We start from the raw sequence: 16,001 nt of genomic DNA on the forward strand, positions 1-16,001 counted from the left end.
TCTGCCTGAAGGTTTTCGGCAAGAGCTGGAGACTTGGCGTGGCGGATGGCAAGGATTGTTGGGCGATGCGAAGTTGTCGAGCCTCGTCGTGGAAACCGGCGATTGACATCGAACCATGCTGAATCGTCCTATAATCGGATTATTGACGAAATCTCGTCAAAGATGTTATTTTAGCCGTAAACGAGGTATCCTATGCTCTACAAGCTAGAGGTCGAAAACTTCTTCTCCATCCGCGATCCGCAGGTACTCGACCTGACCGTGGATGGAAAAGTGCCTGATCCTGAAGGCCGTTATGCCCCCATCTTCGAGGGCGCGGACGTGCGCGCGCCGAAGGTCGTCGCGCTCTATGGCGCGAACGCGTCCGGTAAAACCACGGTGTTGCGCGCGCTCGAATTCGTCGTGACGATGATCCGCGACAGCGTAGCGCGGACGGCGCCAGGCTTCGCCGGCATCGAGCGTTTCAACGACGTGGAATCCGCAAATCGGCCGATCCGGTTCGCGATCGAGCTTGGCGGGATCATGAACCTGACGCCGGAAGTCTTTCGGCGCGCCATGACCGGCGAAAAGGTCGAGCAAGGCATTTACCGCTACGAACTGGAAATCGAACTTAAGGAAGGGCTCGCGGTGCGGATCGCGTCCGAGGCGCTACGCCAGAAGCCGAACGGCCAAGGGAAATGGCAGCGCGTCTATGAGCGCGATGGCGAGGGCAAGGTGAAGGACTCCAAAGTCTTCAGCCTCTCGGGCTTCCAGCACCTCATGAAGACGCTCGCCGGCAATCATACGGTGCTGTCGTCGTTCGCGAAATTCCAGCACCCGACTGCGCAGCTTCTCGTGGATACTGCGCGTAAGGCCTTTTTCCAGATTGAGCCTGTGCACTCCTTCGTCGATCGCGACGTGATCGACTATCTGAAAAACCAGCCCAACGTCGTCTCGCGACTGAAGGATGAGCTAAGCCGCATCGACGTGGGCGTGGAAGGGATGCGCTTTCAGCATACGGACGACGGGCCACTGCTGCTGTTCAAACACGCGGGGCTTGCGGTCGAAATGCCTTGGCTGATGGAAAGTCACGGCACGCGGGCCTTTATTAAGATGTTCCCGTTCATCATGAGCGCGTTCGATACGGGTGGTATCGCCGTGATCGACGAAATGGATGCGGCCATTCATCCGAACATGCTGCCCGAACTGGTGCGTTGGTTCTATGTGGCTTCGGGGCGCAACAAGCTCAACGCACAGCTTTGGCTTTCCTGCCATTCGGCCTCGCTGCTCGATGATCTCAACAAGGAGGAAATCGTGATCTGCGAGAAGGACCGCCAGGGTCGCAGCCACTTTTACAGCCTCATGGACGTGAAGGTGCGCCGCGACGAGAACCACTATCGCAAATATCTCAGTGGTGCTTACGGCGGGGTTCCACACCTCGGATGAGCCGTCGTCGCCCGCCGTATATTGAGCTTCGCCGTCCAGTATATATCGGCTGCGAGGGCGCGTCAGAAGTCGGTTATGCCGGTTTTCTGCAAGACCTGATCCGCGACGCCAATTTGCCGGTGCACCTGCATATTGACGAATTGGGGCCGGGGACCGGCGATCCCCTGTCGCGTATCGAAATGGCGGTGCTTCGCCTGAAGCTGCTCCAGAGGAAACGCAGTGCCCCCGCGGAACGCTTCGCGCTTTTGGATTTTGACCAGGCCGAGCGCGAGCCGCAGCGCGCCGAGCGAACGCGAAAGCTCGCGGCCGACAACGGGATCACGATCCTCTGGCAACGCCCCTGTTTTGAGGCAGTACTGCTGCGCCATCTTGAGGGCAAGTCGGCCAACCGCCCGCCCGATACACCGGGGGCGATTAAGGCGCTCGAAAAGGAGTGGCCGGAATACAAAAAACCCATGACGCGCGCCAATCTGGCGCGCCGGATTGATCGTGATGCCGTCCTGCGGGCGGCAGGTGTCGAGGCCGAACTGCAGGCGCTGCTGCGCTGTATCGGGGTGCTCTAGCAATCGGAATACGCGCGACTTCCGCTCAATGAGCGTCGGCAGGTGTCAGTCGGAAGCAACGGCAGTTTCACCACATGCACCTCCCGAATCGGACATTCCGGAATCGGCCCATTGCGGCGGACATGGCTCCCCACTTATTATGTGTGGCTCCCATGAACACTTGCCGTCCAAGTAATCGAATTAGAGTGAAAGCCATCGGTCTGCACTGGCGCGACGGCCGTCTTCTTGCTGCCGAGGTTCGTGACGATAGCGGTCGAGTCACGGGACGTCCGCTTGGCGGAAGTGTCGAATTCGGAGAGCGAGCCGAAGCTGCCGTTCGACGTGAATTCAAAGAAGAGCTTGGCGTCGAGATCCGCCTTGTCAGTGGCCCGCTCGTCATTGAGAACCTATACACCCCATGCGGGTGAGGATGGGCCACGAAGTCGTTTCTGTGTTTGAGGTGGAGTTTCCTTCCGGAGAATTCCAACACTGCGACCACATAGACTTTCACGAGAGCGACGGCACCCCGGAGATCGCACGCTGGTACGCACTGGGGGAACTCGATATCGAAGGGTTCACTAAACCTTACCCGATGGGTCTTAAAATCGGCTTTGTAGGATATCCGCAATTGGCGGTGTCGGCCTATTGCGGCGTTGACACGCACGGTACTTTGAAGCCTTTCATGCGACATGACCAAGATTGAGAAAGCTTGCGCCATTGTCACTCGGGCAACTGACGGCGGGATCGAAGTTCTCGCCTTCAAGCATCCATTGGCGGGAAACCAGTTTGTCAAAGTGACAATCGAGAAGGCCGAGCATCCGCGAGATGCCGCCGAACGCGAACTTCGTGAAGAGAGCGGGTTGGTCAGCCTATCAGCGATGGAACTCTGGGAAGCAAGAAAGTAGGGGCAGACGGTACCGTTTGGCATTTCTTCGTGTGGCATGCGTCGGATTTGCCCGACAGATGGAACCATGCTGCCGAGGATGACCACGGGCATACGTTCTCGTTCTTCTGGCATCCGCTGAGCCTGCCGGGCTTACTCAGCGATGAGTGCGAACGCCTTGCAGATACGATGCTCCGTATAACCAGGGCACACGATGAGGGATCTCGCGCCGAGGCACTCACACAAACGGCGATTATGTGTCCGGCAGCCAAGAGCAGCTCATGAAACTGTGGGGCTCTTAGGCCCTGGCGTCGCCGGCTTTGGCAAGGTTGCCCGCACTGAGAGGCAATTTCGCAAAGGAGCTGCCCGTTTCAGTTCGAAACAGGTGAAAGCGCGCAGGTTCGACGACGAGAGCAAGCGATGAACGGTCTTTGATCGCAACATGATCCGGCAGGTGGACGATTGTGGCCGTCCTGCTACCCTCGACCATTCCATACACATAGGTGTCGGTGCCGATGCTTTCTGCATAATCGACGTCCAAGCGGATCGGATATCCGACTGCGCCCTTGCCTTTAGCGAGTTCGAAATGACTCGGCCGGACGCCGAGGATCACAGCCTCGCCGACTGTCGCCGCCCCGAGCTCGGCTGGAATTTCCAGACGGCCAAAGCCCGGAACGTCGACTACGAGATGCCCCGAACCTGCGCCGACAAGCGTTCCTTCGAAGAAATTCATCTGCGGCGAACCGATGAAGCCTGCGACGAACTTGTTGGCAGGAGCGTCGAAGAGCTCCAGCGGAGTGCCGACCTGCTCGACCCGTCCTGCGTTGAGGACGACGATGCGGTCCGCCATGGTCATCGCTTCGATCTGATCATGCGTGACATAGACCATTGTTGCGCCGAGCCGCTTGTGAAGGCGGCTGATCTCCCCTCGTGTCTGCACACGAAGCGCGGCATCCAAGTTGGACAGCGGCTCGTCGAAAAGAAACAACTTGGGGTTCCTGACAATCGCCCGACCGATCGCCACCCGTTGCCGCTGGCCGCCTGAGAGCTGCTTCGGCCGTCGGTCGAGAAGAGGCTCGATTGCCAGCATTCTTGCCGCTTCGATCACGCGTTGGTCGATTTCGGCCCGACTCATCTTGAGGTTCTCGAGACCGAAGGAAAGGTTCTTCGCAACGGTCATGTGCGGGTAAAGAGCATAGGATTGAAATACCATCGCGATCCCGCGATCCCCGGGTGATGCCGCCGTCACATCGTTGTCGCCAATGATGACCTGGCCCGCGGACACGCTTTCGAGGCCGGCAATGAGGCGAAGCAACGTTGACTTGCCGCAACCGGAAGGACCGACGAGCACGACGAATTCGCCCTCGCCTACATCGAGATCCACACCATGAAGGATTGCGTGATGGCCGAAGCTCTTCTTGACGTCCTTCAACTTGAGACCGGCCATGAATTCATTCCTTTGTGCTGCATCTGGAGGCAACCACGGGCGCACCGAGCGGTCGAATGCCGTCCCTTTCGGTGGTGCCAGTTTGCGTGGAAGCAATTAGTTCGTCAAGATGACGAACGTAATTTTCTACGATACGGTCAGATCGGCTCTTCCCCCCGCAGATAGGATTTTCTCGGCGAAGCCTCATCCTGGACGGCTTGCGCCCGCTCCATCTGATCGTGGGGAGGTGTCGACTACCTTCATGTTCGTCGGCGCTGGCATCGTCATCACGCCGGTCTCGTCAGCTGGTACAACGAGTGTTTCCGACTGGCACGGAAGGGGCCTGAAAATCAGAGTGGCGGCGGTGGGAGACGCCGCTGCTCCGGCAGGGTCTGCGGCGAGAAGAGCAGATTGTGGACATGGTTTAGACCAATCGCCAACGCGCCCAGCAGTGTTGCCCTGCCACCGAGAACACTGGCCTTGACGTCGATGGCACGACGGCTGGCTTTCGTAATGCCTTGCCGAACACGTTCGGCAATCAGCGGATGGCGCCCGATGCTGCCGCCGAGAACGACGGTCTTCGGGTCGACGATCGCATTGACGGAAACGACGAGGAGGGCAGCGATGTCCGATACCTTGCCGATCACCTCGACCGCGCGCGGATCGTCTTCTTCGGCAAGCGCCAGAATATCGCGCACCGAAGTATCCTTCGCGCCTCCCAAGCGGGCGTAGAGCGCGCTGATCCCTTGGGCCGCGATCGCGCATTCCAAGGCGCCGCGCTCAAGGCTGTCTTCGGCATATGGGTCTGCGCCGAACGGTATGTAGGAGATTTCGCCTGCCGCGCCGCTCGCACCGCGCATCAGCTTGCCGTCCTGCAGCACGCCCAGTCCGATACCTGTCCCCAGCGATATGAAAGCGACGGAATCGATTGCGGTCGCGCATCCCTGCCAGGACTCCCCGATGACAGCTGCGTTGACATCGTTTTCAAGGACGACAGGACAGCCCAGCCTGTCGCTCAGCGTCCGGCCGATATCGATTCCACCGATATCGACCAGATTTGGCGCCATGGAGAGCGCGCCGGTGACCGGGTCGACAACGCCCGGCGTCGCAATTGCCGTTACGAGCACACGCTCCCGGGCGATACCCATGTCCGCAAGCATTTTCGACAGCATCGCGTCCACCTGATCGATCAGGTAATAACCACCGCGGCGATCGGATGGGTAGTCGATTTCGCCGACAACGCTTCCGCCAATATTACCGAGCACGATACGCGTTGTTGTCGCCCCCATGTCGATACCGACGGCATATCCGGCGTCGCCATTGACCTCATAGGTAATGGCGGTGCGGCCAATGCGCCCGCTTGTGACGCCCTTTTCCCGGACCCACCCGCCTTCCTCCAGCGTCCGGATAACCTCGGACATCGTCTGCTTCGAGAGACCCGTAATCTTGGAGAGCTCCGCACGCGACGTGGGGCCGGCGTGAAGCAGAACATCCATAACGGCGCGGACAGAAATCTGCCGCAATACGGGAGGCGCGTTTTCGGTTAGTGCCATCGTCGAGCTATCCCGCCAGATCCGTCTTCATCGTTGTACCGGTGATTTGCTTCTTCCATGAAAGCCCGCCGATTTCAAACTGCTTGTTGACAGTCCTCCGACGCGGCAATAATAAATTCGTCAACCTGCCGAACAAATATCGCAGAGGACTGAGTTTGTCAAATATTTCAACCATTGCGTCTGGCTTGCGACAGGCACATCAGCCCTGCCGGGCAGGCGGTGCGGGCGTCGTTGCTGGTGTCGATCTGGGTGGAACGAAAATCCTGGTGGGTCTAGCCGATCTTGAAGGGCGGATTTTGGCAAAGGCCGAAGAACCGACGGAACATGGTTCCGAGGCACCAGTCTTGAGGCAAATTCCACGGATGATCCTGTCTCTGCTGCAACAGCATCGGGAACCAGGCCCTCTGCTTAAGGCCGTGGTCGGCGTACCGAGCGCGGTATCGCCGTCGACAGGGCTCGCTTCCCTTTCTCCCCATCTAGCAATTCCATCGGATCGGCCACTTGCCGCGTTCCTCGCACAGGCACTGCCCTGCCCTGTCGTGGTCGAGAACGACGTCAACCTCGCAGCTTACGCTGAGGCCACTCTCGGCAAGGGACGCAATCGCGATTCCCTCGCATTCGTCGCCTTCGGAACCGGTGTCGGCATGGGGCTCGTCGTCGGTGGAATGCTTTTCCGCGGCCAACATGGACGGGCGGGGGAACTTGGCTTGCTGCCACTCGGTGCCAATCCGCACCAGACGGCACCGTACGCCCGCGCGGGCCTCTTTGAGGACCAGGTCGATTCGCCCGCGGTGCGCAGCCTCTATGGCGATGGCACCTTGCCGGTGGCCGAGATCTTCGCTCGCGCCACAGACGGAGATGCGCAAGCTGCCGCGGTTATCGAGACGCTCGCGAAATCCGCTTCGGTTGGCATAGCTTCCGTGCAAGCTCTCTTCGATCCCGCCCTCATCGTGCTGGGTGGCGGCATTGGCTCGCGACGGGAATTTGTCAACGCTGTTACACGGCATGTATCGGTGTTGCTGCCATTTGCGACGCAGATAGAGGCAACTGGCATTGGCCCGGAGGCCGGCATGCTCGGAGCTCTCATGCTTGGTCTCAACGACCTTGCAAGCATTGAAAATCTTGGACAACGGGAGGCCGTCCAATGAGCGCGCCACAACAAGTGAAGCACCAAGTTCTGGCGCCGCTCGCGGACGGACAGCTTCGTTCCACTGCGCCTGTGCTCGTCCCCTTCATGGCTCCGCGTCTGCAGGGCGATTGCCGCCCGGAAGGCAAGCTCGAGCTTTCACTTTGGGGCGCCGGCAAACTGGCAAATCTGACTTTTACCGGATGGAGCGCCCCCTTTACCTATGCCCCGAACCGCGTTGAAACGCATGATGGGGGACTCTATGTGGCCCAATCGGCGCCAGCACTTTTCTTGAAGGGCGCAAAGCTGCGGACCTTTATTCCCGCCCGGCGCTGCGCCTGGTGGGGCAGTGTGGCAAAACGCGAACCGGTGGAGCGGACAGGCAGTCGCCGTATTGCCCGTACCGGTTGGGGCGTCGCCATCGCCGAGCAGAGATCCAGCGGGATATTCGTGACCGCCGGCGCGACGATGGAGGAGGCACTGGCAGCTCTCAAGCTGGAAGAGACACAACTGATCGCCGAGGCGAATGCCTATGTAACGCGTTGCGATGCTATGCCGGAAACGGATCCTTTGATGCGCAGCATGATCTCGCAGAGCCTGCATGCCGCCCTCTCCAGTATACGGCAGGACGAGCATGGCGCCTTTGCCGGCCTTGCCGCTGGCCAGGCCTATAGCGCGCCGGCTCGCACATACTATCGTGACGGTTATTGGACGCTCCAGGCCCTCCTCGACCGGGAACCTCAGGCGGTCCGCGCTCAGATCGACCTTCTTGCACGGGGCGTCCAGCCGAACGGAGAAGCGCCGAGCGGCGTCATCCTGACAGGTCCCGGACAGGCCGAAGAATGGGAGAAAGTACGGCAAACGCATCCAAGGATCAAAGAGGAGCACCTTCGGCCTGGCGATTGGTGGAGCGATCACTTCGACAGCCCGCTCTTCTTTGTCTTGGCGATCGGCGACTATATCAGGACAACCGGTGACAGTTCCCCCCTTACGCTCTATTGGGACAAGGTGGTGACGATCTTCGATCGCTATTGCGGGTTCGACGCGGCAGGAAACGGCTTGCCGATAAAGCCACGCCACGATCGCGACTGGGCCGACAACGTTTATCGCCATGGCTATGTTGCCTATGATCTCGGCCTTTGGATCGGCGCGCTCGACGTCATCGCGCAGCATGGCGTGTCGCTTGATGAGGCGGTTGCATCGAGGGCGGCTGCCATGGCGCAAAAAGCACGCGCTTCGCTAGACCAGGCACTGTTGCAGCCCAGCGGCACCTACGCAGACTACGGGACAAAAACGGATTTCGTCGAAGATCACCTGACGCTTGACAGCCTGACGCTGCTTCGCTTCAAAGCGGTCTCTCCCGAAAGAGCAAAGAGCGTACTTGCCCGCGTCCAGCAGACCCTGGAAAGTCGCAATAACAACAAACAGCCCTACGGCGATTGGGGCGTGCTTTGCGCCTTCCCGCCATTCAAGCGTCCGAAAGATACGCGCGAGAAGTCCTATTTCGCTTACCGCTATCACAATGGTTCGGACTGGCCCTATCTTTCAGGCCTCTATGCGGAGCAACTCCTGGCCCATGGCTTGGACGGCGCCGACTACCCGCTCTTGCGGTGGTGGAAGACCTGCCTTGAGGAGGGTTGGATGGGCGCCGTCGAATATTTCTCGCCTCCTTGGGGTCGCGGCTCGCTGCTTCAGGGATGGAGCAGCATGCCGGCGGCCGCTGCACTTTTCTACAAGCACAAATGACCGGCGACAGCCGGTTAGGTTCCCCAACTGGCCGCCCTCACGGGCGGCCTTTTTTGCTGTGGGAAGCATCATACAGAAAAGCCGCCTTGAGGCGGCTTTTGAAGTTCAGTTGGTGGGTGCAACCTTATTCCTTTGTCGCGCCTGCCATCAGGCCGCTCATCAGCATGCGCTGCAACGCCGTAAACATCACAAGCACGGGCAGCACCGACAGCACCGACATGGACAGCAGCCGCGGCCAGTTGATGCCGAAGCGCCCGACAGTGTTGGCAAGCGCAACCTGAACGGTCCATTTATCCTGATCGCTGATGATGAGGAATGGCCAGAGATAGTCGTTCCAACGCCACACCAGATTGAAGGCAAGCAACGTGCCGATCGCGGGTATGGCAAGCGGTACGATGATCCGCCACAGGATTCGCCACTCCGGCGTACCGTCAAGACGTGCCGCCTCCAGAAGGCTGTCAGGAATGTTGGTGATGTATTGCCGCATGAGGAAGACCCCGGTCGGGGTTGCCGCCGGCGCGATAATAATGCCTGCCAGCGTGTCGAGAAGATTGAGATCCCGCAGCACCAGAAAGACCGGGATCATGACGATCTGCAACGGCACCATCAACGACGACATGATGAGCAGGAAGAAAAGCGTATCTCCCTTAAATCTGAACTTCGCGAGCGCGTAGCCGGCCATCACGCTGATGGTGACGGAGAGAAACGCCGAGAGCACTGAGACAACAGCCGAATTGCGGAAGAAGACAAGAAACTTCGCGCGCGACACCGTGTCGATGAAGTTCTGCAGCGTCGGCTGCGCCGGAAAAATGGTCGGCGGCCACTGGAAGATCTCCTGCTGCGACTTCAACGACGACAGGAACAGCCAGGCCGGCGGCATCACGAAGACGAACAGCGTCAGTGTGACGAAGATCAATCGCCAGGGAGTGTAGATGCGCGTCATTTTTCACCCCGCGATACACGTAGCTGGAAGATCGTCAAAAGCAACAGGATGATGAACAGCACCACTGATTGGGCGGCCGCGACGCCGGCCTGCATGGGCTTCTGGAAGGCAGTGTCGTAGATTGTCTGAATGAGGTAGACCGTCGCCTTGCCCGGACCGCCGCCGGTCAGGGACACCACGAGTTCATAGACCTTGAAGGCCTCGATCGAGGACAGCACCAAGACGACTGCCAGCGTCGGCTTGAGGAGTGGGAGCGTGATATGGGTGAACTGCCGCCACTTGCTGGTGCCGTCGATCGAGGCGGCTTCGTAGTAGTCGATGGAAATTGCCGTCAAGCCGGCTATGAAAATCATCATGTTGAAGCCGGCTTGCGCCCACACCCAGGCTATGACGACAGCGACCTGGGCCATCGTGTCCTGCTCCAGCCATGGCACCGGCGCAATTCCGACCAGAGAGAGCAGGTAGTTGACCAGGCCGTTGTTGAGGCCGAAGAGCCACCGCCAGGCAACGCCGATGATCAGCAGGCTGATCATGGAAGGGAAAAAGACAATCGTGCGGACAACCGCAAACAGCTTGGTCTGAGGCGACAGAAGAAGAGCCAGCGCCAGCGAGACGACAATGTTCAGCGGAACTGCAATGACAACGAAAAGGACCGTCTTGAGCAATGAATTCTGAAAATCGGCATTGCTTAAGAGCCCAACGAAGTTTTCCAAGCCGATGTACTGCGGCAAGGTGCTTGGCACCTGTGGGACAACCACCACGCCCCGCTTGAAAAAGGCCATGAACAGGCCCTGGACCAGCGGATAGAGCGTAAAGGTGATGAGGAGTGCCATTGTGGGCAGCATGAGCAGGTAAGGCCAGCCGAGGCTGGCCAGACTGCCCCGCAGGCCTTTCGGCACCGGGTGGGGACCCAGTGCCGAACGACCATCTTCTAGGGTGACCGCCGTCACTTTCCGGCCTCAAGCGAGGCATCGGCTGCCTTCTTGATCTGCGAAATGGCCTCTGCGGATGAGATCTGGCCGGCAACAGCCTGAGTGACAGCCGTCTTCACGGTACCCCAGACAGCCTGCATTTGCGGCCAGGCCTGATCGGTTGCCGCGTAGGCCGGGCTGGCGTTCAGCTCGTTCTGCATTGCCTTGATCGCTTCGGTCGCCGCCGGATTGTCGTACTTGACTGCTGGCGCCTTCAGATTGGCCGGGATCATGCCGAAGGTCTTGGCATACTGCGCCTGGATGTCCGGCGAGGTGATCCATTTGATGAATTCAACCGCTTCCGGAAGATGCTGGCTCGTGTTGAAGGCCACGATATAGTCGCCCCCGTAGATTGACGACGCAACGGTGCCCCGTGGCGTCGGGCCGGCCTGCCATGCAAAATGTGCATTGTCGGCCAATCCGGCGATTTGCCAGCTCCCCGACATATAGGCGACAGCCTGACCGGCGGTGAAGATTTCCTTCGGATTATCCGAGCTCGCGCCGGACCAAAGGCCAGGGGGCATTGCGGCCTTGGTGATGTCGATGAACTTGTCGAGCGTGCTCGTCCACGCTGCCTCGTCCATGACGACCTTCACAGGCTCCTTTTCCGTATAGATGTGGTTGCCATACTGATACTCGTGAACGATCCAGCGGCTCGCCGAAACGTCCCATACCAGAGGATAGCGGGTACCCGACTTTTCGGCGACTTCCTTGATCTTCGGAATGAATTCATCCCAGGTCCACCCGGTCGCCTGATCCGGGATCGCAACGCCGGCCTTCTTGAAGGCATCGGCGTTCAGAAAGATGCCCGTCGAGGTCACGCGCAGCGGCGCGGCGATCACCTTGTCGCCGAGCTTGGCGCCGTCGCCCCAGCCCTTGACGAAGTCATTGATCCATTCAGGGCCGATCTCTTTGTTGAGATCGACCAGGAAAGGACGGATGACCGGTTCCATCGATGACGTAAGTGACAAGTCCGGCATGATGCCGGAGGCCGCATACTGCTGGAATTTCTGGATCATCCCGTCATAAGGGGTGATTTCGAGATCGAACGTCGTGTCGGGATGCAGCTTCGTGTACTGCTCGAGCAGGGCGCGCGTGTTCGCCTCTTCCTGATCGTTGTCAACGTACCAGACGATCTTTAGTTCGGATGCTGCCGCCAGCGAAATCGTCATCGCCATGGCAGCTGCTGTCATCATCAATGTCCTGAGCGGTTTCATAGGGTTCCCCTTCTTGGCTCCTCATTTTTCAAGAACTCTGCGAACGATCGACCCACTATACACTCCCTTGAAGTGGGCGTTTGTTCGTAACCATGACGAATTAAATACGAGTTTTCGGCGGTGTCAACATAAACAAGATCAACCGTATCCAATTAGTTCGTCCTGTTGACGAATAAATTGACGTGGCATAGTTGTTGGGAAAGATGAGAGGAAACGCAATGGACATTTCCGTCGAACCAAATGGCGCCGATCTACAGCATTTCATCGACAGGCTGGCTGCCGTCGGCGGGGGAACTCTTCTGTTGCAGGCGGGACGGCACATATCGGGGCCGATCCGGCTTTGTAGCGGTGTAACTCTATCGATCGAGATAGGTGCGACGCTGGAATTCGTTCCCGACTACGAGCTTTATGCGAGAAATTCGGTGAGTGTGATCGCCGAGGGATCCAATCGCGCCTACATCGTGGCACAGGACGCACATGACGTCGCGATATCAGGCAAAGGTAAAATTGTTGCTTCAGGTGGCGCCTTCAACACCGGCTTCGATGGGACCGTCGGCACCTACACACCGAGCGAGAGGCGCCCGAGAGTCATTGTGTTCGAGGACTGCAGCAACGTCAGGCTCGAAGGCTTTGTCATCGAGGATTCCCCGATGTGGACGGTTCACCTCGTCCGCTGCAACGCTGTGATGATCAACGGCATGAAAGTGTTCAACAATCGGCAGCTTCCGAACACGGACGGAATTGTCATCGATAGCTGCGTAGACGTTGCGGTGAGCGAAGTCGTCATCAGCACCGCTGACGACGGCATCTGCCTCAAAACCAGCCGGAGCGAACACGGCATCGGACATTGCCAGAATATCGACGTTTCAGATTGCGTCGTCGAGAGCAACAGCTGTGCTTTGAAGATAGGCACAGAGAGTTTTGGCGACATCCGCGACGTTCGGTTCATGCGCTCCAAAGTGCGGCGCTCGAATCGAGCCCTCGGTATTTTCTCGCGCGATGGCGGAGCCATCGAAAATGTCGTCTTCTCGGATATCGAGATCGACTGCCACGAGACAGCCGACGGCTTCTGGGGTTCGGGTGAACCGCTAACGATAACGCAGCTTGATCGTCGCCCGGAGGTGCCCGCTGGCCTCGTCAGCAATGTCCGCGTCGAGAACGTCACCGGCCGCTGCCACGGCCCTATCAATCTCTTCGCAGAGCGAAGCGGTGGGATTGCCCGAACAACCCTTTGCAACGTCCAATTGACGATGCAGGAGGGGCCCTTAGGAACAGCCAAGCAATATGACCTGCGCCCCACAAACGTCGACCTATCCCCACCCAAGGACGTCGAGGGTCGCGGTAATGCCTGGCTGCGCGGCGCCGATGGAAGGATTATCGGTCTTGTCGACTATCCGGGAGGCATGCCGGCCGTCTTTGCGCGCAACACTGCCGACCTCATACTTGACAATGTTGAAGTCCAGCGTCCGGATCCCCTTCCGCCCGGCTGGAACCGCATAGCCCTTTGCATTGAGGACTGATCGCCTGTCGCCGGTCACTAGAAATGCACAATGTTCATAGGGAGTGATGGCGAGGTGGTGCGGTCGTGGCGGTAGAAGGACTTGGCGTCATCGAACATTCTGAATGGAGCCTCCTTGAAGACATCCGTGCGGGCCGACTGATCCGGCTGCTTGAAGACTGGTCGCTTCCTGACGTCGACGTGGTCGCCATCCTCAATCCCAAGTCCATTCGCACCGCCCGCGTCGACGCATTCCTGAGCCATTTGGCGATCGTGCGAGAGATCTATGTGACGAGCGCTGAAGCTCGAAGTTGTCAAGCCTCCGCAGCGTAGCGCTCGATGTTCCGGCTCAGGAGATCAATCAGTGTGTCTCTGGTGGGATCCCGCACAGCCTTCATCCACGCTGCTGCCAACGGCAACTTCTCCATCGGCACATCGGAAGTTGGTGCCAACGGAACGTAGCAGACGCCGGCAACCGCGAGCTTGGACGTCCAGCGTGGTACGATCGCGGAGCCGATCCCGGCAGCCACCAGATTTATAATCGTCTGCTTCTCGTCAGCAATCTGCGCAATCCTCGGACGCATGCCCACGTCGGAGAACAGGGTCATGGTCAGATCGTGACTGTGGGGGCGTGACCGCCGCTCGGGTACGATCAGAGGTTCGTTTGAGAGATCGCTGATTGTCACCGTCTCGTTCGAGGCAAGTCGGCTGTCGCCGGGAACAGCGACGACGGCGGTCTCGTGAAAAAGCGGCTGCACCACCAGACTCCTGCTGATCCCTTCTCTCGGTCGTATGACTATGAGGTCAAGCCGTCCTGCGAGCAGTTTCGGGATCAACCGGACTGACTTGTCTTCGACGAGTTGGGTTACGGTTTCCGGCTCGATCTCCCGGAAATCCTGTAGCAGCAAGGGGATGAGCCCGGCCGCCGCACTGTCGATCGCGCCGATCCGAAGAATGGCTGCGGGCTTGTGCCGCGCTTCCAGAAACGTCTCGGCGACATGCTCCAATCGGGCCAGGATCGGCTTGACTTCCTGCAAGAGCAGCACGCCATCCTCGGTAAGGCTAACACTGCGCGTCGTTCTGTTGAGAAGCTGTGCGCCCAGCGACTCTTCCAACAACCTGACGTGTCGCCCGAGCGACGCCGGCAGCATCCCCGTCTTTTGGGCAGCTCTTCCGAAGTGAAGTTCCTCCGCCACAGCGACGAAACACCTTAGCTGTTCGAGTTCCACGACAGCCTCCAATATTATATCAAATAATTATATAATTATCCGATTGTTAATTCCAGGGAAAGGGAGAACTAGAGTCCCGGATCAGCGCGAGAGGACGCGCATGTCTCGAACATAGGGAGGAGCTTGCTGTGACAAGCGATCTGGAAACGCGCGTACTACGCAAGATCACATGGCGCATCGTGCCATTCATCATGGTTCTTTATCTCATCGCGTTCATCGACCGTGTGAACATCGGCTTCGCGTCGCTTACGATGAACCAAGACCTCGGTTTTACATCGACAGTCTTCGGCGTCGGCGCTGGTATCTTCTTTCTGGGCTACTTCCTGTTTGAGGTCCCATCCAACTTGATCCTCAACAAGGTCGGGGCTCGTATCTGGATCGCCCGCGTCATGATCACGTGGGGCCTTGTTTCCGGAGCCATGGCGCTCGTCCAGGGGACGACAAGCTTCTACGTCCTACGATTTCTGCTCGGCGTGGCCGAAGCGGGCTTCTTCCCCGGCATCATCCTTTACCTGAGCTACTGGTTTCCGGCCCGCCGCCGGGCGGCTGTAACGGCGATGTTCATGGCTGCAGCACCGCTTGCGACCGCCATTGGCTCTCCGATTTCCGGCGTGCTTCTGGAAATGCATGGGATCTGGGGCTTGGCCGGCTGGCAGTGGATGTTCGTGATCGAAGCAATCCCGGCGTTGGTGCTGGGCGTCGTTGTGCTGTTCGTCCTGACGGACCGCCCGGAAAAGGCGAAGTGGCTCTGCGATGACGAACGCGCATGGCTCGTTAAGACGATGGAGCAAGAACAAGCTGGTAAACCCAAGGCAAGTCATAGCATCTGGGCGGGTCTGATCGACGTTCGCGTCCTTGCCTTGTCCCTGGTCTATTTCGGCACCTCTGCGGGCCTCTATACTCTCGGAATTTGGGCTCCCCAAATCATCAAAAGCTTTGGCCTTTCTTCGTTGCAGGTTGGCTTCGTGAATGCGATCCCGGCTGTCTTCGCGGTCGTAGGAATGATCCTTTGGGCGCGAAACTCCGACAAGAAGGCTGAGCGTACGTGGCACGTCGTGGGAGCATGTCTGCTCGCCGCCGCCGGACTCGCCTTCGCAAGCGGTGCCACCACAGTTTTCGCAGTCCTATTGGCACTGACGCTCGTCAACATCGGGATCAGCGCCTCCAAGCCACCGCTGTGGAGCATGCCAACACTCTTCCTGTCAGGCCCAGCGGCCGCCGCAGGGATCGCGACGATCAACTCGATCGGCAACCTCGGCGGCTTCGTGGGGCCCTCCATGATCGGCTGGATAAAAGACGTTACCGGCAGTTTCGCAGGTGGCCTGTATTTCGTCGCTGCACTCCTCGTAGTCTCGGCCCTGACCACCCTGCTCCTGGCCAGGAGCGCAGCGCGCCAGCCCGGGCAAGCAACCTCGGTCCAACACTAATATTCCAAGCTGGAGAGA

The 16,001-nt window shown here is 58.9% G+C and carries 16 protein-coding genes; 9 read left to right on the forward strand and 7 right to left on the reverse strand.

Annotated elements, in window-relative coordinates:
• Positions 1 to 192: 192 nt before the first annotated feature.
• The 5 genes from FHX09_RS07030 (at position 193) to FHX09_RS07045 (ending at position 2,869) form a co-directional block, all read left to right on the forward strand.
• Positions 193 to 1,422, forward strand: coding sequence for an ATP-binding protein (locus tag FHX09_RS07030; RefSeq protein ID WP_183723133.1), 1,230 nt, complete (start codon positions 193 to 195; stop codon positions 1,420 to 1,422).
• Positions 1,419 to 1,985: a hypothetical protein gene (locus tag FHX09_RS07035; protein WP_132593673.1), complete on the forward strand. Its 567-nt coding sequence runs from the start codon at positions 1,419 to 1,421 to the stop codon at positions 1,983 to 1,985. The genes FHX09_RS07030 and FHX09_RS07035 overlap by 4 nt, the downstream gene beginning before the upstream one ends.
• 152 nt (positions 1,986 to 2,137) lie before the next feature.
• The gene (locus FHX09_RS30435) at positions 2,138 to 2,392 is read left to right on the forward strand and encodes an NUDIX domain-containing protein (RefSeq protein WP_348632831.1); all 255 of its coding nucleotides are present in this window, start codon (positions 2,138 to 2,140) and stop codon (positions 2,390 to 2,392) included.
• A 2-nt stretch (positions 2,393 to 2,394) separates the two neighbouring features.
• Positions 2,395 to 2,667: a hypothetical protein gene (locus FHX09_RS30440; protein ID WP_348632832.1), complete on the forward strand. Its 273-nt coding sequence runs from the start codon at positions 2,395 to 2,397 to the stop codon at positions 2,665 to 2,667.
• Complete coding sequence (locus tag FHX09_RS07045) at positions 2,654 to 2,869, forward strand: NUDIX domain-containing protein (RefSeq protein WP_132593675.1); 216 nt, start codon at positions 2,654 to 2,656, stop codon at positions 2,867 to 2,869. The genes FHX09_RS30440 and FHX09_RS07045 overlap by 14 nt, the downstream gene beginning before the upstream one ends.
• 276 nt (positions 2,870 to 3,145) lie before the next feature.
• Here FHX09_RS07045 and ugpC read toward each other — a convergent pair whose 3' ends face one another.
• A complete protein-coding gene (gene ugpC, locus FHX09_RS07050; protein WP_132593677.1) occupies positions 3,146 to 4,294 on the reverse strand; it encodes a sn-glycerol-3-phosphate ABC transporter ATP-binding protein UgpC in 1,149 nt (382 codons plus the stop codon).
• Positions 4,295 to 4,623: 329 nt separating this feature from the next.
• Entirely contained in the window at positions 4,624 to 5,826 is a 1,203-nt protein-coding gene (locus tag FHX09_RS07055; protein ID WP_132593679.1) for an ROK family transcriptional regulator, read from the reverse strand.
• Positions 5,827 to 5,981: 155 nt separating this feature from the next.
• Between FHX09_RS07055 and FHX09_RS07060 the strand changes: the two genes are divergently transcribed.
• Positions 5,982 to 6,974, forward strand: a complete 993-nt coding sequence (locus tag FHX09_RS07060; protein ID WP_246699399.1) for an ROK family protein — start codon at positions 5,982 to 5,984, stop codon at positions 6,972 to 6,974.
• The gene (locus FHX09_RS07065; protein ID WP_184449595.1) at positions 6,971 to 8,698 is read left to right on the forward strand and encodes a GH116 family glycosyl hydrolase; all 1,728 of its coding nucleotides are present in this window, start codon (positions 6,971 to 6,973) and stop codon (positions 8,696 to 8,698) included. The genes FHX09_RS07060 and FHX09_RS07065 overlap by 4 nt, the downstream gene beginning before the upstream one ends.
• 124 nt (positions 8,699 to 8,822) lie before the next feature.
• Here the strand turns inward: FHX09_RS07065 and FHX09_RS07070 are convergent, their stop codons facing one another.
• The 3 genes from FHX09_RS07070 to FHX09_RS07080 are packed head-to-tail and all read right to left on the reverse strand — an operon-like array spanning position 8,823 to position 11,829.
• Entirely contained in the window at positions 8,823 to 9,641 is an 819-nt protein-coding gene (locus FHX09_RS07070) for a carbohydrate ABC transporter permease (protein ID WP_007801375.1), read from the reverse strand.
• Complete coding sequence (locus tag FHX09_RS07075) at positions 9,638 to 10,591, reverse strand: sugar ABC transporter permease (RefSeq protein ID WP_132593683.1); 954 nt, start codon at positions 10,589 to 10,591, stop codon at positions 9,638 to 9,640. Before FHX09_RS07075 ends, FHX09_RS07070 begins: the two co-directional genes overlap by 4 nt.
• Positions 10,588 to 11,829 (reverse strand): extracellular solute-binding protein, encoded by a 1,242-nt coding sequence (locus FHX09_RS07080; RefSeq protein ID WP_037084153.1) that lies wholly within the window; start codon positions 11,827 to 11,829, stop codon positions 10,588 to 10,590. Before FHX09_RS07080 ends, FHX09_RS07075 begins: the two co-directional genes overlap by 4 nt.
• Before the next feature lie 218 nt (positions 11,830 to 12,047).
• Here FHX09_RS07080 and FHX09_RS07085 point away from each other — a divergent pair, with 218 nt between their 5' ends.
• Positions 12,048 to 13,349, forward strand: coding sequence for a glycosyl hydrolase family 28 protein (locus FHX09_RS07085; protein ID WP_184449597.1), 1,302 nt, complete (start codon positions 12,048 to 12,050; stop codon positions 13,347 to 13,349).
• Positions 13,350 to 13,366: 17 nt separating this feature from the next.
• On the opposite strand, the gene FHX09_RS07090 is transcribed toward FHX09_RS07085, so the two are convergent.
• The gene (locus FHX09_RS07090) at positions 13,367 to 13,591 is read right to left on the reverse strand and encodes a hypothetical protein (protein ID WP_184449599.1); all 225 of its coding nucleotides are present in this window, start codon (positions 13,589 to 13,591) and stop codon (positions 13,367 to 13,369) included.
• A 50-nt stretch (positions 13,592 to 13,641) separates the two neighbouring features.
• Positions 13,642 to 14,556: a LysR family transcriptional regulator gene (locus FHX09_RS07095; protein WP_132593689.1), complete on the reverse strand. Its 915-nt coding sequence runs from the start codon at positions 14,554 to 14,556 to the stop codon at positions 13,642 to 13,644.
• Between the two features lie 128 nt (positions 14,557 to 14,684).
• Here FHX09_RS07095 and FHX09_RS07100 point away from each other — a divergent pair, with 128 nt between their 5' ends.
• Positions 14,685 to 15,983: an MFS transporter gene (locus FHX09_RS07100; protein ID WP_183723141.1), complete on the forward strand. Its 1,299-nt coding sequence runs from the start codon at positions 14,685 to 14,687 to the stop codon at positions 15,981 to 15,983.
• Positions 15,984 to 16,001 lie beyond the last annotated feature (18 nt).

This window comes from Rhizobium sp. BK538, from assembly GCF_014197575.1.
Lineage (GTDB): Bacteria > Pseudomonadota > Alphaproteobacteria > Rhizobiales > Rhizobiaceae > Rhizobium.

Excerpts from the sequence above, each read along its gene's own strand:
- FHX09_RS07070 (WP_007801375.1), bottom strand. The coding sequence starts at position 9,641 with ATGACGCGCATCTACACTCCCTGGCGATTGATCTTCGTCACACTGACG.
- FHX09_RS07045 (WP_132593675.1), top strand. The coding sequence starts at position 2,654 with ATGACCAAGATTGAGAAAGCTTGCGCCATTGTCACTCGGGCAACTGAC.
- FHX09_RS30440 (WP_348632832.1), top strand. The coding sequence starts at position 2,395 with ATGGGCCACGAAGTCGTTTCTGTGTTTGAGGTGGAGTTTCCTTCCGGA.
- FHX09_RS07065 (WP_184449595.1), top strand. The coding sequence starts at position 6,971 with ATGAGCGCGCCACAACAAGTGAAGCACCAAGTTCTGGCGCCGCTCGCG.
- FHX09_RS07035 (WP_132593673.1), top strand. The coding sequence starts at position 1,419 with ATGAGCCGTCGTCGCCCGCCGTATATTGAGCTTCGCCGTCCAGTATAT.
- ugpC (WP_132593677.1), bottom strand. The coding sequence starts at position 4,294 with ATGGCCGGTCTCAAGTTGAAGGACGTCAAGAAGAGCTTCGGCCATCAC.
- FHX09_RS07085 (WP_184449597.1), top strand. The coding sequence starts at position 12,048 with ATGGACATTTCCGTCGAACCAAATGGCGCCGATCTACAGCATTTCATC.
- FHX09_RS07030 (WP_183723133.1), top strand. The coding sequence starts at position 193 with ATGCTCTACAAGCTAGAGGTCGAAAACTTCTTCTCCATCCGCGATCCG.
- FHX09_RS07090 (WP_184449599.1), bottom strand. The coding sequence starts at position 13,591 with ATGGCTCAGGAATGCGTCGACGCGGGCGGTGCGAATGGACTTGGGATT.
- FHX09_RS07055 (WP_132593679.1), bottom strand. The coding sequence starts at position 5,826 with ATGGCACTAACCGAAAACGCGCCTCCCGTATTGCGGCAGATTTCTGTC.
- FHX09_RS07080 (WP_037084153.1), bottom strand. The coding sequence starts at position 11,829 with ATGAAACCGCTCAGGACATTGATGATGACAGCAGCTGCCATGGCGATG.
- FHX09_RS30435 (WP_348632831.1), top strand. The coding sequence starts at position 2,138 with ATGAACACTTGCCGTCCAAGTAATCGAATTAGAGTGAAAGCCATCGGT.